Source organism: Sphingomonas sp., from assembly GCF_019749955.1.
Taxonomy (GTDB): Bacteria; Pseudomonadota; Alphaproteobacteria; order Sphingomonadales; family Sphingomonadaceae; genus Sphingomonas.
Window position 1 is genome coordinate 1 of record NZ_JAIEPC010000078.1, and the last position, 26,313, is coordinate 26,313.

The 26,313-nt window shown below is 65.1% G+C and carries 24 protein-coding genes; 10 read left to right on the forward strand and 14 right to left on the reverse strand.

Annotation, left to right across the window (positions count from 1 at the left end):
- From K2W81_RS13780 to K2W81_RS13795, 4 genes are all read left to right on the forward strand, one after another.
- Window positions 1-726, forward strand: a 726-nt coding sequence (locus K2W81_RS13780; protein ID WP_294105308.1) for a circularly permuted type 2 ATP-grasp protein, incomplete at its 5' end; no start/stop codon positions are given.
- A gap of 160 nt (window positions 727-886) precedes the next feature.
- Window positions 887-1,828, forward strand: a complete 942-nt coding sequence (locus K2W81_RS13785; protein WP_294105311.1) for an alpha-E domain-containing protein — start codon at window positions 887-889, stop codon at window positions 1,826-1,828.
- Entirely contained in the window at window positions 1,828-2,634 is an 807-nt protein-coding gene (locus K2W81_RS13790) for a transglutaminase family protein (protein ID WP_294105314.1), read from the forward strand. The genes K2W81_RS13785 and K2W81_RS13790 overlap by 1 nt, the downstream gene beginning before the upstream one ends.
- A gap of 22 nt (window positions 2,635-2,656) precedes the next feature.
- On the forward strand, window positions 2,657-3,403 hold the full coding sequence (locus K2W81_RS13795; protein WP_294105316.1) for a peptidase: 747 nt from the start codon (window positions 2,657-2,659) through the stop codon (window positions 3,401-3,403).
- Here the strand turns inward: K2W81_RS13795 and K2W81_RS13800 are convergent.
- Together K2W81_RS13800 and K2W81_RS13805 are read right to left on the reverse strand one after the other, a co-directional pair.
- Window positions 3,400-4,626, reverse strand: a complete 1,227-nt coding sequence (locus tag K2W81_RS13800) for an FAD-dependent oxidoreductase (RefSeq protein ID WP_294105319.1) — start codon at window positions 4,624-4,626, stop codon at window positions 3,400-3,402. The genes K2W81_RS13795 and K2W81_RS13800 overlap by 4 nt on opposite strands.
- A gap of 2 nt (window positions 4,627-4,628) precedes the next feature.
- A complete protein-coding gene (locus tag K2W81_RS13805; RefSeq protein WP_366932263.1) occupies window positions 4,629-6,290 on the reverse strand; it encodes a UDP-N-acetylglucosamine 1-carboxyvinyltransferase in 1,662 nt (553 codons plus the stop codon).
- On the opposite strand from K2W81_RS13805, the gene K2W81_RS13810 reads away from it, so the two are divergent.
- Window positions 6,211-9,366 (forward strand): amidohydrolase family protein, encoded by a 3,156-nt coding sequence (locus K2W81_RS13810; RefSeq protein WP_294105371.1) that lies wholly within the window; start codon window positions 6,211-6,213, stop codon window positions 9,364-9,366. The genes K2W81_RS13805 and K2W81_RS13810 overlap by 80 nt on opposite strands.
- A 40-nt stretch (window positions 9,367-9,406) precedes the next feature.
- Here the strand turns inward: K2W81_RS13810 and K2W81_RS13815 are convergent, their stop codons facing one another.
- Window positions 9,407-10,246, reverse strand: coding sequence for a TIGR00266 family protein (locus K2W81_RS13815; RefSeq protein WP_294105326.1), 840 nt, complete (start codon window positions 10,244-10,246; stop codon window positions 9,407-9,409).
- 101 nt (window positions 10,247-10,347) lie between these two features.
- Between K2W81_RS13815 and K2W81_RS13820 the strand changes: the two genes are divergently transcribed.
- The 5 genes from K2W81_RS13820 to K2W81_RS13840 all read left to right on the forward strand — a co-directional run bounded on the left by K2W81_RS13820 (window position 10,348) and on the right by K2W81_RS13840 (window position 16,122).
- Window positions 10,348-12,324, forward strand: a complete 1,977-nt coding sequence (locus K2W81_RS13820) for a TonB-dependent receptor (protein WP_294105328.1) — start codon at window positions 10,348-10,350, stop codon at window positions 12,322-12,324.
- Window positions 12,325-12,435: 111 nt separating this feature from the next.
- Window positions 12,436-14,181 carry a DUF1800 family protein gene (locus K2W81_RS13825; protein WP_294105330.1) on the forward strand — a complete coding sequence of 582 codons (1,746 nt, stop codon included), beginning with the start codon at window positions 12,436-12,438 and terminating at the stop codon, window positions 14,179-14,181.
- A 15-nt stretch (window positions 14,182-14,196) separates the two neighbouring features.
- Complete coding sequence (locus tag K2W81_RS13830) at window positions 14,197-15,579, forward strand: DUF1501 domain-containing protein (protein WP_294105332.1); 1,383 nt, start codon at window positions 14,197-14,199, stop codon at window positions 15,577-15,579.
- A gap of 59 nt (window positions 15,580-15,638) precedes the next feature.
- Window positions 15,639-15,908: a BrnT family toxin gene (locus K2W81_RS13835; protein WP_294105333.1), complete on the forward strand. Its 270-nt coding sequence runs from the start codon at window positions 15,639-15,641 to the stop codon at window positions 15,906-15,908.
- A complete protein-coding gene (locus tag K2W81_RS13840; RefSeq protein WP_294105335.1) occupies window positions 15,877-16,122 on the forward strand; it encodes a BrnA antitoxin family protein in 246 nt (81 codons plus the stop codon). The genes K2W81_RS13835 and K2W81_RS13840 overlap by 32 nt, the downstream gene beginning before the upstream one ends.
- Window positions 16,123-16,161: 39 nt before the next feature.
- Here K2W81_RS13840 and K2W81_RS13845 read toward each other — a convergent pair whose 3' ends face one another.
- The 11 genes from K2W81_RS13845 to infB form a co-directional block, all read right to left on the reverse strand.
- Window positions 16,162-17,331, reverse strand: coding sequence for a serine hydrolase (locus K2W81_RS13845; RefSeq protein WP_294105343.1), 1,170 nt, complete (start codon window positions 17,329-17,331; stop codon window positions 16,162-16,164).
- Between the two features lie 124 nt (window positions 17,332-17,455).
- Window positions 17,456-19,819, reverse strand: a complete 2,364-nt coding sequence (gene pnp / locus K2W81_RS13850; RefSeq protein ID WP_294105345.1) for a polyribonucleotide nucleotidyltransferase — start codon at window positions 19,817-19,819, stop codon at window positions 17,456-17,458.
- A gap of 179 nt (window positions 19,820-19,998) precedes the next feature.
- Window positions 19,999-20,268 (reverse strand): 30S ribosomal protein S15, encoded by a 270-nt coding sequence (rpsO, locus tag K2W81_RS13855; protein ID WP_294105347.1) that lies wholly within the window; start codon window positions 20,266-20,268, stop codon window positions 19,999-20,001.
- A gap of 24 nt (window positions 20,269-20,292) precedes the next feature.
- Entirely contained in the window at window positions 20,293-21,285 is a 993-nt protein-coding gene (gene truB, locus K2W81_RS13860) for a tRNA pseudouridine(55) synthase TruB (RefSeq protein ID WP_294105350.1), read from the reverse strand.
- Window positions 21,286-21,290: 5 nt separating this feature from the next.
- A complete protein-coding gene (locus tag K2W81_RS13865; protein WP_294105352.1) occupies window positions 21,291-21,878 on the reverse strand; it encodes a thymidine kinase in 588 nt (195 codons plus the stop codon).
- Window positions 21,878-22,270 (reverse strand): type II toxin-antitoxin system VapC family toxin, encoded by a 393-nt coding sequence (locus K2W81_RS13870; protein WP_294105355.1) that lies wholly within the window; start codon window positions 22,268-22,270, stop codon window positions 21,878-21,880. Before K2W81_RS13870 ends, K2W81_RS13865 begins: the two co-directional genes overlap by 1 nt.
- Window positions 22,267-22,545, reverse strand: coding sequence for an AbrB/MazE/SpoVT family DNA-binding domain-containing protein (locus K2W81_RS13875; protein ID WP_294105357.1), 279 nt, complete (start codon window positions 22,543-22,545; stop codon window positions 22,267-22,269). The genes K2W81_RS13870 and K2W81_RS13875 overlap by 4 nt, the downstream gene beginning before the upstream one ends.
- Before the next feature lie 31 nt (window positions 22,546-22,576).
- Window positions 22,577-22,975, reverse strand: a complete 399-nt coding sequence (rbfA, locus tag K2W81_RS13880; protein WP_294105360.1) for a 30S ribosome-binding factor RbfA — start codon at window positions 22,973-22,975, stop codon at window positions 22,577-22,579.
- Window positions 22,972-23,343, reverse strand: coding sequence for a helix-turn-helix transcriptional regulator (locus tag K2W81_RS13885; RefSeq protein WP_294105363.1), 372 nt, complete (start codon window positions 23,341-23,343; stop codon window positions 22,972-22,974). The genes rbfA and K2W81_RS13885 overlap by 4 nt, the downstream gene beginning before the upstream one ends.
- Window positions 23,340-23,591 carry a type II toxin-antitoxin system RelE/ParE family toxin gene (locus K2W81_RS13890; RefSeq protein WP_294105366.1) on the reverse strand — a complete coding sequence of 84 codons (252 nt, stop codon included), beginning with the start codon at window positions 23,589-23,591 and terminating at the stop codon, window positions 23,340-23,342. The genes K2W81_RS13885 and K2W81_RS13890 overlap by 4 nt, the downstream gene beginning before the upstream one ends.
- Window positions 23,592-23,691: 100 nt before the next feature.
- On the reverse strand, window positions 23,692-26,313 hold a 2,622-nt coding region (gene infB, locus K2W81_RS13895; RefSeq protein ID WP_294105368.1), incomplete at its 5' end, for a translation initiation factor IF-2.

Sequence of the window (26,313 nt, forward strand, 5' to 3'; positions counted from 1 at the left end):
CACAGCTTCCTCGCCGACAAGCTCGGGGTCGAACTGGTCGAGGGCAGCGACCTGACGGTGCGCGACAACATCCTCTACATGCGCACCACCGAAGGGCCGAAGCGGATAGACGTCATCTATCGCCGCGTCGACGATGACTATCTCGACCCGCTCGCGTTTCGCGCCGATTCGATGCTCGGCGTGCCCGGCATTGTCGCTGCGCATGCCGCTGGCAATCTGACGATCGCCAATGCAATCGGCACCGGCATCGCCGACGACAAGGCAATCTACAGCTACATGCCCGAGATCGTGCGCTTCTACACCGGCCAGGACGCGCTGCTGGAGAATGTGCCGACATGGCGCTGCCGCGAGCCCGATTCGCTCTCCTATGTCATTGGCCATCTCGACGAGCTGGTGGTGAAGGAGGTCGATGGATCGGGTGGCTATGGCATGCTGGTCGGCCCGCATGCGTCATCGGGCGAGATCGAGGCGTTTCGCGCCAAGTTGATCGCGAACCCTGAAAAATTCATCGCTCAGCCAACGCTCGCGCTGTCGACCTGCCCGACGCTTGGCCATAGCGGGATCGTCCCGCGCCATGTCGACCTGCGCCCGTTCGTGCTGACCGGCGCGCATGGCTCGAAGATCGTCCCCGGCGGGCTGACGCGTGTCGCGCTGAAGGAAGGGTCGCTGGTGGTCAATTCGAGCCAGGGCGGCGGGACCAAGGATACGTGGGTGCTCGATGATTAGGGCTACCTGCTACCTTGAGGGGCGCGCCCTCTCCCCATTCGCACTGAGCTTGTCGAAGTGCCGTTCTTCTTTTGAACGGTTGCAAGAAAGGACGGGGCTTCGACAAGCTCAGCCCGAGCGGGCGAGGTTGGAAACTGACTTTCACGGGGAGCACCGCTAGATGCTCTCCCGCACCGCCTCTGCCCTCTTCTGGACGGGCCGCTATATCGAGCGCGCCGATTTCGTGTCGCGGTTGATCGACGCGACGATCCGGCTCGCGGCGCTGCCCTCCAGCTATGGCGGTGATGTCGCGGCGTGGACCGGGGCGCTGGCCGCCGCCGGGGCGCGCAAATCGTTCGAAGCGATCCACCCGACGCTCAGCGAGCGCGCGGCGGTGCAATTCCTGTCGCTCGACCCGGGCAATCCCTCTTCGATGCGCAGCTGTATCGAGCGCGCACGCACCAACGCCCGCGCCGTCCGCACCGCGCTGACGGCGGAAGGGTGGGAAGCGATCAACGCGGCGTGGCTCGACATGCAGCGCTTCGGCGTCCAACTCGACAGCCGCCCGACGCTCAACCGGCTGCTCGAATCGGTCCAGTCGGCGGCGCTGTCGTTCGACGGCGCGACGCATCGCACAATGCTGCGCGACGATGCCTATTGGTTCATCCGCATGGGCGCGACGATCGAGCGGGCCGACAACACCGCGCGGCTGCTCGACGTGAAATACCATCTGCTGCTCCCGCGTGACGAGCCGGTCGGCGGCAGTCTCGATTATTTCCAGTGGACGACGATCCTGCGCACCGTGTCGGCGCTGACCGCCTATCGCCATGTCTATCGCGACAGCGTCAAGCCGTGGCTGGTCGCCGATCTGCTGATTCTCAACCGGCGGATGCCGCGCTCGCTGGCGGCATGCGCGGGCGATATGGTGCGCTATCTCGACCTGCTCGGTGCGGCCAGCGGGCGGCGCGGCCCCGCCCACCGCCAGGCGACCGCGCTCTCTGCCAAGCTCGGCAACGCGCGGATCGACACGATCTTCGCCAACGGCCTGCACGAAGCGATTCAGGATTTCCTTGCCGACAACAACCGGCTGGGGATTCTGATCAGCGAGCAATATCTCTTCTGATGCACCTGACGATCAACCACCGCACCCGCTATCGCTATGACGGGGCCGCCACCGACGTGATCCAGGCGCTGCGGCTGACGCCGAACGATCACGAGGGGCAGCATATCCGCACCTGGCGGATCGATGCCGATGTCGACGGCTGTTTTCGCGATAGCATCGATGCGTTCGGCAACCGCGTGACGATGTTTTACGCCGACCGACCCGTGTCCGAAGTGACGATCGGCGTGACCGGCGAGGCCGAGATGACCGACACCGCCGGTCTGGTGCACGCGCCCGAGCCGTTGCCCCCGTCGATTTTCCTGCGATCAACGCCGCTAACCGCCCCCGATCCCGTGATTGCTGCGCTGGCAGGGCGGTTCGCCAATGCGACCAAGCTCGCCGCGCTGCACGGGCTGTGCGACGCGCTCTATGCCGATATGCGCTTCGAAGTCGGCGCGACCGACGCGAAAACCACCGCCGCCAGCGCGCTCGCTTCGGGGCACGGCGTCTGCCAGGATTTCGCGCATATCTTCATCGCCGCCGCGCGCCATTTGGGGGTGCCCGCCCGCTATGTGTCGGGGCATCTTGCGCGCACGGTGCAGCAGGAAGCCGCGCATGCCTGGGCCGAAGCGCTGGTGCCCGACATCGGCTGGATCGCCTTTGATCCGACCAACGGCATTTGCGCGACCAATTCCTATTTGCGCGTCGCGGTCGGACTCGATTACCTTGACGCGGCGCCCATTCGCGGCGCGCGGCGCGGCGGCGGCGGGGAACAACTGAGCGTCACGGTCGACGCCGAAGCCGCGCAGCGCCAGTCGCAGAGCTGAGAACTGGGGAACAGGCGGGCGAATGACTTATTGTGTCGGCATCTTGGTGCGCGAGGGACTCGCGATGTTGGCCGATACGCGCACCAACGCGGGCGTCGACAACATATCGACCTATCGCAAGCTGCGGCTGTACGGGAACGACGGCGAACGGCTGATCGCGATTGCCTCAGCGGGCAGCCTGTCGACCACACAGGCCGCGCTCCAACGACTGACGCACGGCATTCTCAATCCCGAAACCAATGTTCTCGAGACGATCGAGTCGGTGCCCGACATCTTCGCCGCCGCGCTGGCGGCCGGCCGCGCGATCCGCGCGTCGCGCGATGCATTGGTCAGCCTTCAGCAGGGCGACATCAACTTCAACACCACCTTCCTGGTCGGCGGGTCGGTGCGCGGCGAGCCGACGCGGTTGTTCCTTGTCTATGCGGCGGGCAATGTCATCGAATGCCAGCCCGACACGCCGTTCCTGCAAATCGGCGAAAACAAATATGGCAAACCGATCCTCGATCGCGCCTTGCACTACGACCTGCCGCTCAGCGAGGCCGTCAAGGTTGCGCTCATTTCGTTCGATTCGACGATCCGGTCGAATCTGGCGGTCGGACTGCCGATCGATCTGGCGCTGGCACCCGCCGGTGCCGGAATGACCACCACGGTTCAGCGAGTCGAAGTCGACGACCCCTATTTCGCCGATCTGTCGCAGCGCTGGGGGAATGCGCTGACCAATGCGCTGACGACGATTCCGGCGCCGCCCTACACCAACGCGGAAACTTAGGACGCCAGCGTCTTGAGCGGGATCGTCGGGTCCGCCAGCACCGCGCGATCGGCGCGCACCGCCCCCGCCACCAGCGCGCGGCCCGCGACATAATCCTTGACCGCATTGACGCAATCGAGCGCAATCACCGCGCCGTGCTTCAAGTAAATCACCGAAAAGCTGCGCGCTGTCGGATCGCCGCGCAGCACCGTCGCATCATAGCCGATCGACAGACCGACGGTCTGGAGCTTCAGATCATATTGGTTCGACCAGAACCACGGCACCGCGTCGTAACCCGTCGGCACGCCAAGGATCGTTCGCGCGGCGACCGTCGCTTGATCATTGGCATTTTGCACCGATTCGAGCCGGATCGCCGCGCCTCCAGCAAAGCGGTTCGCGTGCAGCGCGCAGTCGCCGATCGCGAGGATATCAGGCAGGCTGGTGCGACAGTGATCGTCGACCCGCACGCCATTGCCACCGTCGGCGCCAGCCGCCAGCAGTGGCGCGACGGCGGGGATGATGCCGATGCCGACGATCACCAGCCCCGCATCGATCACGATCCCATCGGCGAGCCGAACCCCTGTGGCCCGACCGTCCTCAGTTTCAATTGCCGCCACCGATGCCAATAGGTGGAGCTCGACGCCATGCGCGCGATGCTCATCCTCGAAGAAGGCCGATAGTTCGGGACCCGCGACGCGCGCGAGCACGCGGTCGGCGGCTTCAAACAGCACGACGCGCTTGCCGAGCTTGGTCAGCACCGCCGCCGCCTCAAGCCCGATATAGCCACCACCCACAATCGCGACCGTCGCGACGCCCGCCAGCTCGGCCAGCAGTCCGTCGATGTCGGCGCGGGTGCGGATATGGTGGACGCCGTGCGCGCCAGCACCCTCACACGACAGCCGACGCGGTGCGCCGCCGGTAGCCCAGATAAGCTGGCCATATCCGACCTCGGCACCGCTCGCGCAGGTCAACAGGTGCGCCGCCGGATCGACCGCCTCGACACGCGTGCTCAGCAGAAACTCCACCGACCGCTCGGCCCAGAAGTCGGGCTTGCGGATCAGCAGCCGGTCAAAGCTCTTCTCACCCGCCAGATAGTCTTTCGACAGCGGCGGGCGCTCATAGGGCAGCTCGGGCTCGTCGCCGATGACGAGCATTGATCCCGCAAACCCGCCCTGACGCAGCGCAATCGCCGCCTGCGCGCCGCCATGCCCCGCGCCGACGATCACCACATCGGCGCTTCGCATGCTCAGGCTTCCCACTGCACCTGCGCGCCGAGGCTGACGAGATTACCGACGAAGTCCGGATGCGCACGGCGGATCGGATCGGCGTCGAGGATCACCGACTCACCCTCGATGCTCGTCGCGATCATCAGCAGCGCGATGGCGACGCGGATGATATAGGGCGACGTGACTGTGCCGGGCCGCAACTCCTTGCCGCCAAAGGTAATCAGCCGGTGGGGATCGCACATTAGCGTATGCGCACCGAACAGCGCGAGTTCGGTGTGCCAGCCGAGCGCGCCTTCATACACCTTGTTCCAGAACATCGTCTGCCCCTCGGCGCGCACGCCGAGCGCGATGAAGATCGGCAGCAGATCGGCGGGAACATAGGGCCAGGGCGCGGCCTCCACCTTCATGATCAGCGTGTCGGTGAAGGGCTTGCGGACTTTCAGATTCTGGCCACCCGCGATGCTCGACAAGCCGTTCGCATGCTCGATCTCGACGCCGAATTTGGCGAAGGTGCGATCAATCAGCGGAAAGAATTCGGGATGCTGGTTGCGCACCGAAATTGCCCCGCCGGACACGGCGCCGAGCGCGAGGAAAGTCGCGATTTCGTGGAAATCTTCCCAGAAAGTATAATCGATCCCGCTCAGTTCATGAACGCCTTCGATCGTCAGGCTCGACGTGCCTGCGCCAGTGATCTTGGCGCCCATCTGGGTCAGGAAGTTGCACAGCTCCTGCACATGCGGCTCGCACGCGGCATTGGTGATGTGCGAGACGCCATTGGCGACGACCGCGCAGAGGACGAAATTTTCGCTGGTCGTCACCGACGCATATTCGAGCCACATATCGGCCGCCGGAAAGCGCTTGGGCGCGGCCAGCGCGATCACGGCGGGGTCATGGTCATCGACCAACGTGCCGAAGGCGCGGAACACTTCGATATGCGGATCAAGCTCGCGCGCGCCGAGCGTGCAACCCTTGGTCGCGCCCTGCAGCGCCGCCGTGCCAAGCCGGTAGAGGAACCCCGGCACCAGCAGCACGGCCGCGCGCATCGCCTCAGGCGAGCGCGCGGTGACGCCCGCATGGAGGTTGCGATGTTCGAGCCGCATCACCTGCGTTTCGGTGTCCCAGTCGACGTTGGAGCCGAGATCGCGGAAGATTTCGACCAGACGGCGGACATCGGTGATGTCGGGGACATTGCGCAACGTCACCGGCGCTTCGGTCAGCAAGCTCGCGCACAGGATCGGCAATACCGCATTTTTGTTGGCAGACGGCTTGATATGGCCGTTCAAAGCGCCCCCGCCCCGCACCAAAAGCGACGTCAACTGCGTTCTCCAACTGAAGGAATTTAATCGTCGGCGATATCGGTCAACGCCGAGTGTGTCCATCCCCGCGCCCGCGCGCTTTCGGGGCTGACACGCCCCCTTGGCGCGCGCGATTTTGCCGTTAGACCATGCGGCAACAACACGAAAACGGGGATGTTTCATGAAACTGCGGGTGATCGCGCTAGGCACAGCTTTGCTGGCGTCAACTTCTTCTTTTGCCCAGACCGCGCCCGCGACCCCTGACAAGCCCAAGCCGCCCAAATGGGACGTCAATGCCCCGCCCGGCATGACGACGCGGCAAGTACCGATCGACGTGACCGAAGGCAGCTGGATGAACGTCGATGTGTCGCCCGACGGCAAGACCATCGCCTTCGATCTGCTCGGCGACGTTTATACAATGCCGATCACCGGCGGCACACCCAGGCGGATCGCCGAGGGGCTGGCCTATGAACAGCAGCCACGTTTCTCGCCCGATGGCAAGCGGATCGCTTTCACGTCGGATCGCGGCGGCGGCGACAATATCTGGATCATGGACCTCGACGGCACCGACAAACGGCAATTGTCGAAGGAAGATTTCCGCCTGCTCAACCAGCCGAGCTGGAGCCCCGAGGGGCGCTTCATCATCGCCAAGAAGCATTTCACGACGCAGCGCTCGCTCGGCACTGGTGAGGTGTGGCTCTACCACGTCTCGGGCGGCGGCGGCGTGCCGCTCGTCAAGCGCGCCAGCGAAGTGCTGCAAAAGGAACTGGGCGAGCCAATCTTCGCGCCCGACGGCAAGGGCCTTTATTTCACCCGCAACGTCACGCCGGGTCCGATCTTCGAATACGCTCAGAATTCGAACACCGACCTGTTCCATATCGACCGCTATGATCTGGAAACGGGCGAGACATCGACCGCAGTGTCAGGCGTCGGCGGATCGGTGCGCCCCGCCCCCTCGCCCGACGGCAAGCTGATCGCGTTCGTGCGGCGCGAGCGGACCAAGTCGAAGCTCTACGTCAAGGACCTCGTCTCGGGCGAGGAGCGCAAAATCTATGACGCGCTCGATCAGGACGTGCAGGAAACCTGGGCGGTGACCGGCGTCTATCCGAACATGGCGTGGACGCCCGACAGCAAGTCGATCGTGTTCTGGGCTGGCGGCAAGATCCGCCGCGTTGGCGCGGACGGCGCGGGCGCGGCGGAAATCCCCTTCCACGTCGCGGACACGCGCGTGGTGATCGACGCGACGCATCCCACCGTCGAGGTCGCACCCGCGAGCTTTGCGACCAAGATGCCGCGTTGGGCCGAAGTCTCACCCGACGGCAAGTCGGTGGTGTTCGAAACGCTCGGCAAGCTCTGGGTCAAGCCAATGGCGGGCGGGGCGGCCAAGCGGCTGACGAATGATGCCAGCGAGGGTTTCGAATTGTGGCCAAGCTGGTCGCGCGACGGCAAGTCGATCGTCTTTGTCGGCTGGACCGACGCCAAACTCGCCGCGATCCGCACCGTGGCGGCAACCGGCGGTGCCGCGCGCGACGTGACCGCGCACCCCGGCCATTACGCCCGTCCCAAATTCTCGCCCGACGGCAAGACGATCGTGTTCGAAAGCGGCCAGGGCGGCGGGCTGACCTCGGACCAATGGAGCGAGAACCCCGGCGTCTATCGCATCGCCGCAACCGGCGGCACTGCGACGCGCATCGTCAACGACGGTGCCGATCCGCAGTTCGGCGCGTCGAACGACCGCGTCTTCATCATCGGCAGCGACAAGGGCAAACGCCAGCTCTTCTCGACCGACCTGAATGGCCAAGCCAAGCGGGTTCATGCGACGGGCGATCTGGTCAATGATTACCGGGTCGCGCCCGACGGCCAGTATTTCGCGTTCCGGCAGAATTATGAAGCCTTCGTCATGCCGCTGCTGCCCGGCACGCAGGACGTGTCGACCGATGCCAAGGGCGGCCCGCTGCCGGTCACGCGCGTCAGCGGCGAAGGCGCGGACTTCATCCATTGGTCGAACGGCGGCGCGCAGGTGCACTGGAGCCTGGGGCCGATCGTCTATACCGCGCAGACCAATGCGCTGTTCGCCACTGCCCCCGCGAGCGGCGAGGCCGCGAAGTTCGATCCGCCCAAGACCGGCGTTTCGCTGTCGATGGACGTCACCGCCGCCAAACCAACCGGCACCGTCGCGCTCACCGGCGCGCGGATCGTCACGATGGCTGACAGGGCGGGCGGCATCATCGATGACGGCGTCATCGTCATCACCGGCGACCGCATCGTCGCCATCGGCAAGCGCGGGTCGGTGACGATCCCGGCGGGCGCAAAGACGATCGACGTCACCGGCAAGACGATCATCCCCGGTCTCGTCGATGCGCACGCGCATGGGCCGCAAGCCGAAGACGATCTGATCCCGCAGCAAAACTGGTCGGCGATCGCCAATCTCGCGTTCGGGACGACGACAATCCATGATCCGTCGGCGCGACCTGCGCAGATTTTCGTCGCTGGCGAGATGCAGCAGGCGGGCAAGCTGCTCGCCCCGCGCACCTTTTCAACCGGCGAGATCGTCTATGGCGCCAAGCAGCCCGACGTGTACGCCGAGATCAACAGTTACGAAGATGCGCTCGCGCATGTCCGGCGGCTGAAGGCGCAGGGCGGGCATTCGATCAAGAATTACAATCAGCCGCGCCGCGAACAGCGCCAAATGGTCGTCAAGGCCGCGCAAGCCGAGGGCATGGAAGTCGTGCCCGAGGGCGGCTCGCTCTACAATATGGACTTGAGCCTGATCCAGGACGGCAATTCGACCGTCGAGCATAATGTGCCGCTAGCGGTCTTCTACGCCGATCTGGTCAGCCTGTGGAGCCAGACCAAGACCAACTACACGCCCACGCTCGTCGTCACTTATGGCGGCCCGGCGGGCGATCCTTACTGGCGCGCGCACACCGATGTGTGGAAGCACCCGCTGCTCACCAAGCACGTCCCGCCGGGCCTGCTCGCCGCGCAGAATGTCCGCCGCGTGCTCGCGCCCGAGGAGGATTATGTCGACGGCCTGAGCGCGCGCGAGGCCAAGAAGCTTGCCGACAAGGGCATTCAGGTGTCGATCGGCGCGCACGGCCAGCAATCGGGGCTCGGTTCGCACTGGGAGATGTGGAGCTTCGCGCGCGGCGGCTGGAGCAATATCGAAGCGCTGGCGGCGGGGACGATCATGCCCGCGACCTCGCTCGGCTATGCCAAGGACGTGGGCTCGCTCGAAGTTGGCAAGCTCGCCGATCTGGTGGTGCTCGACGCCGATCCGACAATCGACATCCGCAATTCGGACAAGATTGCTCAGGTGATGCTCGGCGGGCGGCTCTATGATGCCGCGACGATGGACGAGGTCGAAACGGGCACGCGCAAGCGCGCGCCCTATTGGTGGCAGGCATCGGGCAAGGCGAGCGCGGGCACCGTCAGCGAAAGCCACAGCGACGGGGATAGCTGAGCGGCGTCACGGGGCGCGCTGGTTGGCGCGCCCCTCAGCATCATTCGTTGCCGCCGATGAAATGGCCAAGCCCGCCGAGCACCGATCCCTCACCACGATTCTGGCCACCCATCGGCCCCGCCACCGCAATCACCCGACCCGCGAGTCGCGAGAAGGGCAGCGACTGGATCCATACCTTGCCCGGCCCGCGCAGCCGCGCGAAGAACAGCCCTTCGCCGCCGAACAGCACGCTCTTCACGCCGCGCACCATTTCGAGGTCGAAGTCGATGCTGGGGGTATAGGCGGCCAAGCAACCGGTATCGACGTGCAGCACTTCGCCCGGCCCGAGCGTACGCTCAGTCACGGTGCCGCCCATCTGGACGAACACCCAGCCGTCGCCGTCGAGCTTTTGCATGATAAAGCCTTCGCCGCCGAACAGCCCGGTCATCACCCGGCGCTGGAACGCGATGCCGATCGACACGCCCTTGGCGGCGGCGAGGAAGGCGTCCTTCTGGCAGATCAGCGTGCCGCCATAGTCCGACAGCTTGAGCGGCAGGATGGCGCCCGGCGTGGGGGCGGCAAAGGCCACGCGCGCCTTGCCGCTGCCCTGATGCGTGAACACCGTCGTGAACAGGCTTTCGCCCGTCAGCAACCGCTTGCCCGCGCCGACCAGCGCCCCCATAAACCCGCCACCGCTTGACTGGCCGCTCGATCCATCGCCGAAGACCGTCGTCATTTCGATGCTGGCATCCTTCCACACAAAGGCGCCCGCCTCGGCAACCGCGCTTTCGCCGGGATCGAGTTCGATCTCGACGAATTGCAGTTCCTGACCCTTGATCTCAAAATCGATATCGTCGGCGACACCAGTGGCGCGGCTGTGCGACCAGGGACTTTGCGGCATGCGAGACTCCTTGCTGAGTGATGCCCAATGATAACACGCCGCGCGGCCCCGCGCGAGCGCAACCGTTGCGGGCGGCGCCCGGAACGTCGATAGCGCGGACGATGCGTGCCGCTTGCCTCCTGTTGTTGCTCCCTGCCCCGGCGTTCGCGCAGGAAGTCCCCGAAGTCGTGGTGCTTGGCACCCCGCTGAAAGCGCCACCCGGCACGCCCGCCTATGGATCGGTGGTAATTGATCGCGACCGGCTGACCTCGGACGCGTCGGGCCGGGTCGAGGATGTGCTGCTCGACGTCGCGGGTTTCCAGCAATTCCGCCGCAGCGACAGCCGATCGGCCAATCCGTCGGCGCAAGGGGTGACCTTGCGCGCGCTCGGCGGCAATGCCAGCAGCCGCGCGCTGGTGCTGCTCGACGGCGTGCCGATTGCCGATCCGTTCTTCGGCCATATCCCGTTCAACGCGCTGGTGCCGAGCCAGCTTGGCGCGATCCGCGTCACGCGCGGCGGCGGCGCGGGCGCGTTCGGAGCGGGCGCGGTGGCGGGCACGATCGAGCTTGAAAGCGCCGGACGCAGCGACTTGGCGTCGCTGGCCGCAAGCGCCGACTATGGCAGCTTCAACTCTGTGCGGATCGAGGGCAGCGCCGCGCCCCGGCTGGGCAGCGGCTATGTCGCGCTGGGCGGGCGCTGGGAACGCAGCGACGGCTTCTTCACCACCCCGCTCGAGCAGCGCGTCCCTGCCAGCTCCCGCGCGCGTTTTGCCGACTGGTCGGCGGGGCTGCGCGCCGTGCTGCCCGTCGGCAAGGACAGCGAAGTCCAGGCGCGGCTGAACTTCTACCGCGACGACCGCACGCTGCGCTTCACCGGCGCCGACAGCTTCGCCGAGGGGCAGGACGCGAGCGTGCGGCTGATCCATCGCGGGCGCTGGCAGGTCGAAGCGCTGGCTTATCTGCAGGCGCGCGATTTCGGCAACAAGGTCGTGAGCGCGACCAGCTTCCGCCTGACGCTCGACCAGCGCCATACGCCCGCGACGGGCTATGGCGGCAAGATCGAGCTGCGCCCGCCGGTCGGCGGCGACCATGTGCTGCGGCTGGGCGCTGACGTGCGCGTCGCCGACGGCAGGCTGTTCGAAGATGCTTATAGCGGGGTAACAGGCCTCGTCACCGCGCGTCGCAGCGCGGGCGGGCAGATCACGACGGCGGGCGCTTATGCCGAGGACGATTGGACGCTCGGTCCCGTCGTGCTCACCGGCGGCGTGCGGGTCGACCGCTGGACGATCGCGAGCGGCTTCTTTCGCGAGCTGGCCGCGTCGGGGGCAGTGGGCGCCGACCGCCGCTACGCCGATCGCAGCGGCACCGAGATCACGGGTCGCGCCGGACTTTTGTGGCGCGCCGCCCCCAGCGTCGCACTGCGCGCGGCAGGCTATACCGGCTTTCGCGTGCCGACGCTCAACGAACTCTACCGACCCTTCGTCGTTTTTCCGGTCACCACGCAAGCCAATGAAAATCTCGCGCCTGAGCGATTGCGGGGCGGCGAAATCGGGATCGACCTCAGCCCCGCGCGCGGCATCGCGGTTGGCGTCACTGCCTTCCACAACCGGCTGGAGGGCGCGATCGGCAATGTCACGCTTGCCCCCAATCTGCGCCAGCGTCAGAATCTGCGCGCGATCATCGCGCGAGGCGTCGAAGTCACCGCCAGCGCACGGCGCGGCCCGTGGTCGCTCAGCGCCAGCTATGCCTATAGCGACAGTCGCGTCTCCCAGCCCGGTCCGCTTGACCGCCTGCGCCCCGCCCAAGCCCCCCAGCACAGCGCGAGCGCCACGCTCGCCTGGGCGCCGCGCCACGGCCCTGCGCTGTCGGCCACGCTGCGCCACGTCGGCGCGCAATTTGAAGATGACCTCCAAACCGACCGACTGCCGCCCGCGACCTCACTCGACGCCACCGCGCGGCTGCCAATCACGCGCCACGTCACGATCAGCCTGCGCGCCGAAAATTTGACCGACACCCGGATCGTCACGCGCAATGCCGCCGGGTCGATCGATCTCGGCACGCCGCGCACGCTGTGGCTGGGGGTTCGTCTCACGCCGTGAACGGCTTACACTTTGTTACCAATATTTGCTGGTCGAAACGTTCATTTTTTGGTTCCTAATGAGATTGCGACCTCCCAACATAGGGGTGGCGCTCGAGTGGAAGGGGTATCCATGGCCGAACTCGTCGACGCGCTTGAAGTACCGATCGAAATTGCCGACGATCCGACGCCGCTTGATCCGGCGCGATCGCGACTCGCCCAAAGCGCGGCGCCACTCGCGCTCGCCGCCACCACCGCGCTCGCGGCATGCAGCAGCGGCGGTGGCGGATCGTCGCCGATTTCGGTAGCCCCGGCCCCCTCGCCGACGCCCACCCCTACGCCGACCCCGGCACCGATCGGTGCCGCCCAGGCAAGCCGCTTCCTCCAGCAAGCGACCTTTGGCGCGACCAAGGCCGATATCGCGCAAGTCCAGTCACTCGGCTTCGACGGGTGGATCACCGATCAGGTCGCGCGCCCGCGCACCGCGCATTGGGACTGGCTGGTCAGCAACGGCTATAATGTCGCGGCGAACATCAACAACACCACCGGCTTCGACAATACGGTCTGGCGGCAGATCATCACCGAACCCGGCCAATTGCGCCAGCGGGTCGGCATGGCGCTGTCCGAAATCATGGTGATCGGCATCGACGGGATCAACCTGCAATGGCGGCAATTCGCCGCCGCCGCCTGGCTCGATGTGCTGCTCGACAATGCGCTTGGCAATTTCCGCACGTTGATGGAGCGGATCACCTTCAACGCGGCGATGGCATCGTTCCTGACTTTCCTGAACAACCGCCGCGCCAATGCGGCGACCGGATCGGTCCCAGACGAGAATTACTCACGTGAATTGATGCAGTTGTTCACCATCGGGCTCAACCGGCTCAACATGGACGGCACGCTACAATTGTCAGGCGGGCAGCCGATCGAAACCTATACCCCTGCCGATGTGTCGCAGCTTGCCCGCGTCTTTACCGGGCTGACGCTCGATTCAAACGACAATACGACCCCCGACCGTTATCGCCGCTCGCTGATCGTCAATGCCGGAACGCACGAGACCGGCGCTTCGACTTTCCTCGGCGCGACTGTTCCCGCCGGGACCGAAGGCGTCGCGGCGGTACGCCTCGCGCTCGACGCGATCTTTGCCCACCCCAATGTCCCGCCGTTCGTGTCGAAACAGCTAATCCAGCGGCTGGTGACGAGCAACCCCACGCCCGCCTATGTCGGCCGCGTCGCCGCCGTGTTCGCCGACAATGGATCGGGTACGCGCGGCGATCTGCGCGCGGTGGTGCGCGCGATCCTGCTCGACAGCGAAGCGCGCGCCGACACCGGCACCAGCAGCACCACGGGCGGCAAGCTGCGCGAGCCCGTCATCCGCTTCGCCAATTGGGCCCGCGCCTTTGGCGCGACCTCGACCGGCGGGCTGTGGCCGATCGGCGACACGACCAGTTCGACCACGCGGCTCGCCCAGTCGCTTGGGCGCTCGGCCTCGGTCTTCAACTTCTTCCGACCCGGCTACACCCCGCCCAACACCGCGATCTCCAATGCATCGCTGGTTGGGCCCGAGTTTCAGATCACCAACGAACTCTCGGTCGTCGCCTATATCAATTACATGCAGACCGTGATCCAGAACGGCGCGGGTACCGGCAACGACGTGCGCGGCAATTATGCCGCGCTGATCGCGTTGGCGGGCGACAGCGCCGCGCTGGTTGACGAGGTCAATCTGCTGCTCGCCGCCGGGCAGATTGGCGCAGCAAATGTCGCGGCAATCCGGGCGGCGGTCGACAGCATCGCGGCGACGACGACGGCGGGGCAGACCAACCGCGTCTATACCGCGATCCTGCTGGCGATGGCATCGCCCGAATATATCACCCAGCGCTGACGAGAAGGACGAGCCATGTTCACATCGGATCAATCGCGTCGGGCGTTCCTGAAGCGCAGCGCCGCGCTCGGCATCGCGGGGGGCGCCGCCCCCTTCGTCACCAATCTCGCCGCGATCGGCGAAGCGGCAGCGGCGACCGCCAGCGATTACAAGGCGCTGGTGTGCGTGTTCCTGTTCGGCGGCAATGACTATGCCAACACGCTGCCGCCCTATGACCAGGCGAGCTATAATCTTTACGCCGCCGCGCGGCAGAATCTCGCGCACGGCCGCGATACGCTCGCCGCGACGCTGCTCAACCCGAGCACCGCGCTCGCCGGGGGGCGGCAATATGCGCTGTCGCCGACGATGGCGCCGCTGGTACCGATCTTCGATGCCGGCAGGATGGCGGTCGTGCTCAACGTCGGCACGCTCGTCCAGCCGACGACCAAAGCGCAATACACCGCCAATTCGGTGCGCCTGCCGCCCAAGCTATTCAGCCACAACGACCAGCAAAGCTATTGGCAGGCGAGCAATCCCGAAGGCGCGACCTCGGGCTGGGGCGGGCGCATGGGCGATCTGCTGCAAAGCGGCAACGGCACCGCGACACTCACCTGCATCAACGCGACCGGCAATGCGGTGTTCCTGAGCGGGCGCACCGCGATTCCCTATTCAGTGGGCACGACCGGACCGATTGCGCTGCTCAACAACGGCTCGACGCTGTTCGGCTCAACCGCTGCCGCCAGCACGCTGCGCACGCTGATGACCGGCACCAACGCCAATATGTTTGCCAATGAGCATGCGACCGTCAGCAAGCGCGCGCTCGATACCTATGCGCAGGTCAACGCCGCGCTCGCGAGCGCGCCGGTCGCGAACTTCCCGCTGTTTCCCACCGGCAATAATCTCGCGAGCCAGCTCCAGATCGTCGCGCGGCTGATTTCGGTGAGCCAGGAACTCGGCGCCAAGCGGCAGGTGTTTTTCGTGTCGCAGGGCGGCTTTGATCTCCACGACAATTTGCTCGCGCAGCATCCGGGGCTGCTCGGCAATGTCGCCAATGCGATCCGCGCCTTCTACGACACCACCGTCGCGCTGGGTGTTGCCGACCGGGTGACGACCTTCACCGGCTCCGACTTCGGGCGGACCCTGCAGTCGAACGACGACGGATCGGATCACGGCTGGGGCGGCATGCACTTTGTCGCGGGCGGCGCCGTGAACGGTCGGCGCTTCTATGGGACACCGCCGGCGATCGGCAACAACACCCCCGACGACGTCGGTCAGGGGCGCCTGCTGCCGACAATCTCGGTCGATCAATATGCTTCGACGCTGGCAAGCTGGTTCGGCGTGAGCGCGAGCAATATGAGCACGGTGCTGCCCAATATCGGCAACTATAATCCGTCGACGTGGAATTTGGGCTTCGTCTGAGCGATCACGCCTCGGTTGCCGCTTGACTTTATAGGTTTTTGCATCTACATAAACTGCCGATGGGCTGGCAGTTTGATCCGGCCAAGGATGAGATCAACGTGGCGAAGCACGGGGTCTCGCTCGCCCTTGGTGCGCTCATCTTTCTGGACGAAGCGCATCTGTTGCTGCCGTCGATCCGTCCCATCGACGGCGAGGATCGCTTCAAGGTTGTCGGGATGATCAGCGGCAAACTTTACACCGCCGTGCATGTCTGTCGCGGCGATGTTGTCCGCTTCATTTCGGTCAGGAGGAGTAATGATGGCGAAGAACGGCTCTATCACAGCGCTTGAGGCCGATCCCAACGACCCCGAGGACTTCGAGGTGTCGGCAGAAGCTGTCGCCCAAGCGCTCGCCGAGCGCCGCCGTCGTTTGGGCGGACGTCCCCGCGGCTCGGACAAGGAACAGGTGTCGCTGCGCCTCGACAAGGACATTCTCGCCCGCTTCCGCGCCGATGGCCCGGGCTGGCAGACGCGGATCAATGAGGCGTTGCGCAAGGGGATGTGAGCGGGGCCTTTCCAGCGGATCCCCCCGTCGGTCAGCTCGCTACTCTGCCCCCGGTCCATATTCCCAGCGATAGGGCACGCCGGTATTGCCAAGCACGGCGCGGACCAGCGCAGGGAATGCCGTTTCCGCCCGCACGTCGTTCGACAGGATCACCACGCAGCGCCGACCCGCCTCGACGCAGACAAAGGTGTTCGCCGTCGAATCATTATGCCCGCCCTTCAAAAAGCCCCTGCCCTGCGGCCCGGTAAAGCTGATCACGCCGAGGCCCGCTGACAGCTTCTTGTCGCGCGCGGCGGGCGGCAATTCGTCAGCGAGGCTGGGGAATTGCGTCGCCGTGGTGATCGCGAGCTGCGGCCCAATCATCGTGGCGCGCGCCTTCGCGCTCACCCCTTCGCCGCGCGCAAAGCCGCCCGCGAACCGCGCGATGTCAGCGATCGTCGTGTCCATCGATCCCGCCGCGCGCACTTTGCTGCGCTCGTCGTGCGGCTCGACCGTGCCGTCCGCCTTCCAGCCATCGGCAAGGTTGCGGGCGAAGTCGGTGCGCCACATCAGGCTAGTTTTGGTCATGCCGAACCGGTCAAACACGCGGCGCTGCATTTCCTTGCCCAGATCGAGCTCCAGCCCCGCTTCGATGCCGAACTGGAGCAGCATCATGCCTTCGCCCGAATAGGCATAGCGGCTGCCCGGCGCGAAATGGATGCGCAACTTGCCATCGGGTTCGAGGAACGAGAAATTGGCAAAGCCGGTGCTGTGGGTCAGCACCATGCGCGGCGTGATGGTCCGCCAGCGCTCATCGCCCGCCAGATCGCCCCAATTGCCATAATCGTCGAGATTGCCGTATTCGGGCAGCGGCTTGGGCAGCATCGCGGCAATCGGCTTGTCGAGGTCGATCTTCCCCTCGTCGACCAGCTGCATCACGGTGTAGGCGAACACCATCTTGGTCAGCGACGCGCCGTACATGATCGTCGTCGTGTCGAGCGGCGCGCGCGCCGCATTGCGCGCACCGTAGCTGCGCACGAACACCGGCTTGCCGCGCTCGATGACGGCAATGGCGAGGCCCTTGGCACCGGTCTTCGCTATCGCCGTGCGAACAGCCGCATCCACCTTTGCAGCGCGACCCGAAGGGGGCGCCGCCGCCGCCGCTTCCGCGAGCGGGCTGGCGATCGTCGCGGGCGCCAACAACATCGACAAGATCGCTGGCCGAATCATCGACGCCTCCCCCTGCGAGCGCCGGATTTTCGGCGTTGCCGGACCAGTAGCACGGTCGCCGCCCGAACAAAAAAAGGGCCCGTGTTTCCCCGAGCCCTTTTCCGTTCGTCTCTAACCGTAAGCCTTAGTCGCGGTCGCCCGTCAGGAACGCAGGCGCGAATTCAGGCGCAGGGCCGTCATCGCCGCCGCCCGAACGCTCGGGGCGCGGGCCACGGCCTTCGCCGCGCGGACCGCGATCACCGCCGCCATCGCGACGCGGACCCCGATCGCCACCACGGCCACCGCCGCCGGGACCACGGCCACCATCGCCATCACGACGCGGGCCACGCCCATCGCCGCGCGGACCACGGTCGCTGCGCTCGCCGCCTTCACGCGGCGGACGCGTGTCTTCCAGCTCGGCGCCGGTTTCCTGATCGACGACGCGCATCGACAGGCGGACCTTGCCGCGCGGATCGATCTCGAGCACCTTGACCTTGACTTCCTGGCCTTCGCTCAGGACGTCGCTGACCTTTTCGGTGCGCTCGTTGCGGATTTCGCTGACGTGGACGAGACCGTCCTTCCCGCCCATGAAATTCACGAACGCGCCGAAATCAACGAGGTTGACGACCTTGCCGTTGTAGACCTTGCCGACTTCGGCTTCCTCGACAATGCCCTTGATCCAGGCGATTGCCGCCTCGATCTGCGCATGGTCGGACGACGACACCTTGATCACGCCCTCGTCGTCGATGTCGACCTTGGCGCCCGTCGTCGCGACGATCTCGCGGATCACCTTGCCGCCGGTGCCGATGACGTCACGGATCTTCGACTTGTCGATCGTGATCGTTTCGATGCGCGGGGCATGCGCCGACAATTCGGTGCGGGTGCTCGACAGCGCCTTGGCCATTTCGCCGAGGATGTGGTCGCGGCCTTCCTTCGCCTGGGCGAGGGCGACACGCATGATCTCTTCGGTGATGCCAGCGATCTTGATGTCCATCTGCATCGTGGTGATGCCTTCGGACGTGCCTGCAACCTTGAAGTCCATGTCGCCCAAGTGATCTTCGTCACCCAGGATGTCGGAGAGGACGGCAAAGTCCTTGCCTTCGAGGATCAGACCCATCGCGATGCCTGAGACCGGGCGCTTGATCGGCACACCGGCGTCCATCAGCGCGAGGCTGCCGCCGCACACGCTCGCCATCGACGACGAGCCGTTCGACTCGGTGATGTCCGACGTGACGCGGATCGTGTACGGGAACTCTTCCTTCGTCGGCAGCACCGCGTGCAGCGCGCGCCAGGCGAGCTTGCCATGGCCGATGTCGCGACGGCTCGGCGCGCCGAAGCGGCCGACTTCACCGACCGAATAGGGCGGGAAGTTATAGTGCAGCATGAAATGCTGGTAGCTGAGGCCGTTCAGCCCATCGATCATCTGCTCGGCATCCTTGGTGCCCAGCGTCGTGGTGGCGATGGTCTGCGTCTCGCCGCGCGTGAACAGCGCCGAACCGTGCGCGCGGGGCAGGAAATGCACCTCGGCTTCGATTGGGCGGATCTGCGTGGTGGTGCGACCGTCGATGCGCGTGCCGTCCTTCAGGATCGCGCCGCGAACAATGTCGGCCTCGATCTTCTTGACGAGCTTCTGCGCGGCCATCTGCTCCTGCGGCGTGCGGTCGGCCATGGCTGCCTTCGCCTTGGCGCGGGCGGCGTTGAGCAGGTCGGCACGGTCGGACTTGAGCGTGGTCTTGTAAGCAGCGGCGATATCCTCGCCGATCAGCTTTTTGAGCTCGGCCTTCACCGCCGCGGTGTCATCGGCGATCTTCAGCTCCCACGGATCCTTGGCGGCCTGTTCGGCCAGATCGATGATCGCGTTGATCACTTGCTGCGACGCACGGTGGGCGAACATCACGGCGCCGAGCATGACGTCTTCCGACAGCTCCTTGGCTTCGGATTCGACCATCATCACCGCGTCATGCGTGGCGGCAACGACGAGATCGAGCAGACCGTCGGCAACCTGCGCGTCGGTCGGGTTCAGGATATAGTCGGTGCCGTCATAACCGACGCGCGCGGCGCCGATCGGGCCCATGAAGGGCACGCCCGACAGCGTCAGCGCAGCCGAAGCCGCGACCATCGCCAGGATATCGGGCTCATTCTCGCCGTCATAGCTCAGCACCTGAGCGATGACGTTGATTTCGTTGTAGAAACCTTCGGGGAACAGCGGGCGCAGCGGACGATCGGTCAGGCGGCTGATCAGCGTCTCGCGCTCGGTCGCGCCACGTTCGCGCTTGAAAAAGCCGCCCGGAATGCGCCCGGCGGCCGAATATTTTTCCTGATAGTGAACGGTGAGCGGGAAGAAATCCTGCCCTTCCTTCACTGATTTGGCGGCGGTGACGGCGCAAAGCACAACCGTCTCGCCGAGCGTCGCGATCACCGCGCCGTCGGCCTGGCGGGCAACCTTGCCCGTTTCGAGGGTAAGGGTCTTGCCCCCCCACTCGATTGAAACTTTCTTGGTATCGAACATCTGATTTCCTTCAACGCCACGCGCCCGATGCGCGTGGGGCCTATGTGCGGGCTAAGCCGGCCCGCGCGGTTTGGGACCTATCGTGGCCCCGGGGGACGGTCAGCCGAATTGCTTGCCGTCCGGTTATCCCGCCTCTTGCGGGAATGCGAAAAGGGCGACCCGCAGGCCGCCCCCTTGAATTACTTGCGAAGACCCAGCTTCGCGATGAGATCGGTGTAGCGCTGCCCGTCGCGGTGACGCAGATAATCGAGCAGCGAACGGCGCTTGTTGACCATCATCAGCAGCCCACGGCGCGAATGATTGTCCTTTTTGTGGCCCTTGAAATGCTCGGTCAGGTTGCGAATGCGCTCGGTGAGGATCGCGACCTGGACTTCGGGGCTGCCGGTATCGCCTTCGGCGCGGCCATGTTCCTTGACGAGCGCGTCCTTGCGCTCTTGCGAGATCGTCATGTATTTCTTTCCTTCGACATCGGACTAAAGATTAAACCCGCGCACAACCCGGACCTGATGATCCGAAACCTCAACGAGCGCGACCGGCACATCGTGCAGGACCGCGAAGTATAGGCCATCGTGAACGGCAATCCCGATCAGCTTGCGCCCCTGCTGGAGCGCCCCTGCCTGATCGGGGGAGAGGGAGAGAGCCGGGATGTCGTCCAGCCCTGCCCTCAACGGCAGGAGAATGTGTTCAAGTCCGCGCCCATTAGCGACTTCGGCCAATTTGTCCAGCGATATCGCGTGATCGAGCGTGAACGGCCCGGCCTTGGTGCGGCGAAGCATCGTAACATGCCCGACGGTGCCAAGCGCCAGCGCGATGTCGCGCGCGAGGGAGCGGATGTAAGTGCCCTTGGAGACGTGCGCAGTGAGGGTGACCTCTGCTAGCCCCTCCCCTTCAGGGGAGGGGTTGGGGTGGGGCGTATCAGTCTCACCGAGACCGAGGGTCAGGCGGAAAGGCCCCACCCCAACCCCTCCCCTGAAGGGGAGGGGCTCGACAACCTGAAGCGCGTGAATGGTAACTGCCCTGCTCGCCAGCACGACATCCTCCCCCGCCCGCGCAAGGTCATACGCCCGCGCGCCATCGACCTTCAGCGCCGAATATGCCGGCGGTACCTGCTCGATCGGCCCGGTGAAACGCGGCAACACTGCTTCAACGGCAGCAAGCGTCGGCCGCACATCGCTCTCGGCAACCACCTTGCCCTCAAGGTCGAGCGTATCGGTCTGCACCCCAAAACCGATCGTAAAATCATACACCTTGTCGCTGTCGAGCATGCGTCCGGCGAGCTTGGTCGCCTCCCCCAACGCAATCGGCAGCACCCCCGTCGCGAGCGGATCGAGCGTCCCGCCATGCCCGACCTTGGGCAGCTTGTTTCCCGGGGCATAGCCGCCCTGCCGCAACGCGCGCTTGACTGCGCTCACCCCTTGCGTCGAACCAAGCCCGAGCGGCTTGTCGAGTATGATCCAGCCGTGCACGCGGATCAGCCTTTGGCGGCGGCGAGCCGTTCCACGAAATGTTTCCGGCACAGCGCGACATAGCGGTCGTCCCCGCCGATCTCGGTCTGCGCGCCCTCCGCAACCGCGCGCCCCGCGCGATCAACGCGCAGGTTCATCGTTGCCTTGCGCCCGCATTCGCACACCGATTTCAGCTCGACGAGATTGTCGGCAATCGCCAGCAGCGCCGCGCTGCCGGGGAATAGCTTCCCGCGAAAATCAGTGCGCAGGCCGTAGGCGAGCACCGGAATGCCATCGACATCGGCCAACCGCGCCAACTGCCCCACCTGCGCCTCGCTCAGGAACTGCGCCTCGTCGACCAGCACGCAGGCGATCGGTGCGGTGGCATGTTCAGCAGTGACGATCGCGGCGAGATCGGTCCCGGCATCGAAAGCGATCGCCTGCTTCTCCAGTCCGATCCGCGACGCAATCGCCCCCATTGCCGCGCGCGTGTCGATCGCGGCGGTGAACAACATCGTCCGCATCCCGCGCTCGCGATAGTTGAAATCAGCCTGGAGCAGGTTCGTCGATTTGCCGGCGTTCATGCTGGCGTAGTAGAAATAGAGCTTGGCCATCAGGACGGGCGTTCGATCGGGACGGGGGTCGCGGGTCCGGCTTGTTTTGCCAAATGCTTCTCGAACGACGCAAAGCTGGACGCACCTTTGGAAGCGACGATATGCAACATATCGGCAAAGTCGGCGCCGTGATCGCGGAAACGGTCGATTGCCCACCGCACGCCCGTTTCGTCGGCCACTCGCACGGTTTCGATAGCAACGAATGTTTCGAGCGCCCCCGCAATGCTCGGACGGGGCAACCCATAGATTGACCGCATGACCCACGCCGCTTCCATCAGGACACCCAAACCGACGAAGCATGGCTGAGACAGGATTTGCAGCGCTATTTCGGCCTGAGCAGGGTCGTCATTCAAAATGTAGCGAAGCACGATATTGGTGTCGACAGACCTCATTCCGAGCGCTTGCCCCACTTTTCCTTTATCGCAAGTTCGATGCCTTGCTGCCAATCCGCCTCGTCGAGCCGCGGCCCGGTGTAGCGAATAATCTCACGAAGCCGCGTCATGGCGGCATCTGCCGTCAGACCGGACTGCTTGACCGGACGCAGTTCGACACCCGTCGCGGTCTCGATCACTTCGAGCAAACTGCCGCTTTCGATCCCCAGCCGGTCGCGGGTCCGCTTGGGAAGGACCACCTGCCCCTTCGAGGACGCCTTGATAACCGTTGCCATCAAAGTAAGATGCGCCTTACTTTCGCGGTTGTCAATCTTCACCCGCCGCCAAATCCCGCGCCACCTTCGGATCGCGCAGCAGCTTGTCGATGTTGCTGCCTTCGTCGAAACTTTCGTCGGCAAGGAATTTCAGCTTGGCGGCATATTTGGTGTTCACCCGCCGCGCGACTTCGCTCTGGAGGTACGCGGTGTTGGTGCGCAGCGCCTTGAGCACCACCGCTTCGTCCTTGCCGAGCAGCGGCTTCACGAACGCGGTTGCGTGGCGCAGATCGGGCGACATCCGCACTTCGGTGACGGTGACGAGGTGCTTGGCTAGCGTCTCGTCATGCACATCGCCGCGCGCGAGAATGTCCGACAACGCGTGCCGCACCTGCTCGCCGACGCGGAGCAGGCGGACGGAGCGGTCTTGGGGGGTTTCAGTAGGTTTCATTCGGGCAGGATTTCGTCCACGGAAACGTTCAAAGCGTCGGCGAGCTTCCGCCAGAGGGCTGGTTTTCCCTGCGCCTTACCGTTTTCGAGATCCGACAGAGCGGATTTGCGGCTACCAGTTTGCTCCGCAAGCGTCTCCAGCGTCATGCCGCGATGATTGCGCCACGCGCGGAGAGCATTTTCGCCTTTGATGATCGAGTCGATGAGCGAGAAAGGTATATATTCTTCGCCTTCGGCGCGTCGCTTATCTGCCGCATCTGCGGCGGCAATGTCGTCCTGCTCTTCGGCAATAGCGATCAAACGCTCATAGTCCTCGGCAGGCAACATGGCGATCTTCTTGCCACCGATTTCAACGATTTGGGCGGTCATGACCTCTCCTCATATGCGGACCTGCGGGGCTCAATCGCGTCGACAAACAGCGTGTCTTCCTCGATCCGAAAGACGACACGCCAATCCTGGACCCGAAGTCGAAATGCTGTCTTCCCCTTCAACCTGATAACGTTCGCCCGTTGCGAGAGGGGGTCCTCAGCCAACGCATCGATTTTCTGGGCAATCAGTGTTCGCTTATTCGACTTCCGCAACGCTTGGGCTGCATTCCTCGAAATTTCGATCCGCATTCAAATTTTATAGCATGAATCGCCCCGTCGCGGCAAGCAAAGTTCGGTTAGCCCGAACTTTGCTTGCCGTAAATTCGGAACACTGGCGATAGGCGCGAACTTACAGCGTCCGTTCGCGCAGTTCGACTTCGAAGGTTTCGAGGAAATCGCCCGGCTTGATGTCGGTATGGCTCAGGAACGTCACACCGCATTCCAGACCCGCGCGCACTTCCGCCACATCGTCCTTGAAGCGGCGCAGCGACGCGATTTCGCCATTGTAGATGATGACGTCGTTGCGCGTGATGCGTGCCTTCAAAGCCTTCCGGATGAAGCCTTCGACCACCAGCAGACCCGCCGCGCGGCCATGCTTGCCGGCCGGGAAGACCTCGCGGATTTCGGCGCGGCCCACGACCGTTTCGAATGCTTCGGGGCCAAGCTCGCCCGCCATCCCGGCGCGGATTTCGTCGATCAGGTCGTAGATCACGTCATAATATTTGAGTGCGACCTTCTGGCGTTCGGCAATCTCGCGTGCCTTGGCATTGGCGCGGACGTTGAATCCGATGATCGGCGCGCCGCTCGCACCCGCCAGTGTCACATCGCTTTCGGTGATGCCGCCGACGCCCGAATGCAGGACGCGCGCCCGGATGTCCGCCGTCGAAATCTTGTTGATGGAGGCCACGATCGCCTCGACCGATCCTTGCGTATCGGCCTTCACCACCAGCGGATATTCGATCGCCTGCTTTTCCTTGAGCGCCGAGAACATGCTCTCGAGGCTGGCCGGGGCCGAAGTCGTTCGCTTCGCCAGCAGCACGCTGTGGCGATATTCGGCGACTTCGCGCGCCTTGGCTTCGTTCTCGACCACCTGCAGCGGATCGCCTGCCATCGGCACGCCCGACAGGCCGAGCACTTCGACCGGCATCGCCGGACCCGCTTCCTTGATCTGGCGCCCCTTGTCGTCGATCAGCGCGCGGACCTTGCCGCTTTCGGCGCCGACGACGAACACATCGCCGACCTTCAGCGTCCCGCGATTGATCAGGATCGTCGCGACCGGGCCACGGCCCTTGTCGAGCTTGGCCTCGATCACGCTGCCTTCGGCCATCCGGTCGGGGTTGGCCTTCAGCTCCATCAGCTCGGCCTGGATCTGGATCTTCTCGATCAGCTCGTCGAGCCCGGTCTTCTTCAGCGCCGAGACTTCGACATCCTGCACGTCGCCCGACAGTTCCTCGACGATCACGTCATACTGGAGCAGCGCCTCGCGCACTTTCTGCGGATTGGCTTCGGGCTTGTCGACCTTGTTGATCGCGACGATCATCGGCACGCCGGCCGCCTTGGTGTGGTTGATCGCTTCCACCGTCTGCGGCTTCAGGCCATCATCGGCCGCCACCACCAGGATGACGATGTCGGTGACGTTCGCCCCGCGCGCCCGCATCTCCGTGAACGCCTCGTGGCCCGGCGTGTCGAGGAAAGTGATCTGCGACTTGTCCTTCAGCGTCACCTGATAGGCGCCGATATGCTGGGTGATGCCACCGGCTTCGCCCTTGACGACGTCAGTGCCGCGCAGCGCGTCGAGCAGGCTGGTCTTGCCGTGATCGACATGACCCATGATCGTGACGACCGGCGGACGCGGCTGGAGCGCGTCATCGGCATCGTCGGCGGTCTGGAGTGCGAGTTCGGCATCGGCATCGGTCACGCGCGTCAGGTTGTGGCCAAATTCGGTGACGAGCAGCTCGGCGGTATCCTGATCGATCGTCGCGTTGATCGTGACGGGCATGCCCATCTTGAACAACGCCTTGACCAGATCGGCACCCTTTTCGGCCATGCGGTTGGCGAGTTCCTGCACCGTGATCGCCTCAGGCACCACGACATCGCGAACCTGCTTGGGCTGGGCTTCGCGCGGGCCGAAGTGGCGCTTTTCCTTTTCGCGAGCGCGCTTGAGCGCGGCGAGCGAGCGGGCGCGGGCGCCATCGCCGTCGTTGAGCGCGCGGTTGACGGTGAGCTTGCCCGACTGACGGCGATCATCGACGGTCTTGCGGTCGCGATTGGGCCGCGCGGGCGGCTCGGCCGACGCCGGACGCTTGTTCGGCCCCAGATTGGCGTTGTTGTTGCCCGATGGCGCGGCACTTGCGGTGGGCGCAGCACCAGCGGTCGGTGCAGCAGCGGGTGCCGCCGGTTCAGCGGCACGCGCTGGTTGCGGCCGTTCGGGGCGCGCGACCGGCGTGAAGCGGCGCGGCGCGGGCAGATTGGCGTCGGGCGCAAGGACCAGCGGATCGGCGGCGGGTTCAGGCGCGGCCTGCACCGGCTCGGGGGTCGGTGCGACCACCGGCTCGGCAGCAGGCGCGGCGGGAACCTCGGGCGCCTGCTCGGCCTTGCGCGCTTCTTCGGTGCGGCGGCGTTCTTCCTCAATCGCTTCCTGGCGCTCGCGCTCCTCACGGCGACGTGATTCCTCATTCGCGTTCATCCGCGATTCTTCGGCCTCGCGCAGCAGCTTGGCCTGGAGTTCCTGCCGCGAGAGCAGGCTGTCGGCGGGCTTGCGGACAGGCGGGGCAGCGGGCTGCGGCGCGGGTTCGGGCGCACGCGCCACCGGCGCCGGGGCAGCCACCTGCTCCTCGACCATCGGCTCGCCTTCGCCCGGGCGACCGAGCACGCGGCGGCGCTTGACCTCGACCACCACGGTGTTCGAGCGGCCATGGCTGAAGCTTTGCTTCACCTTGCCGGTTTCGACCGTGCGCTTCAGGCCCAGCGG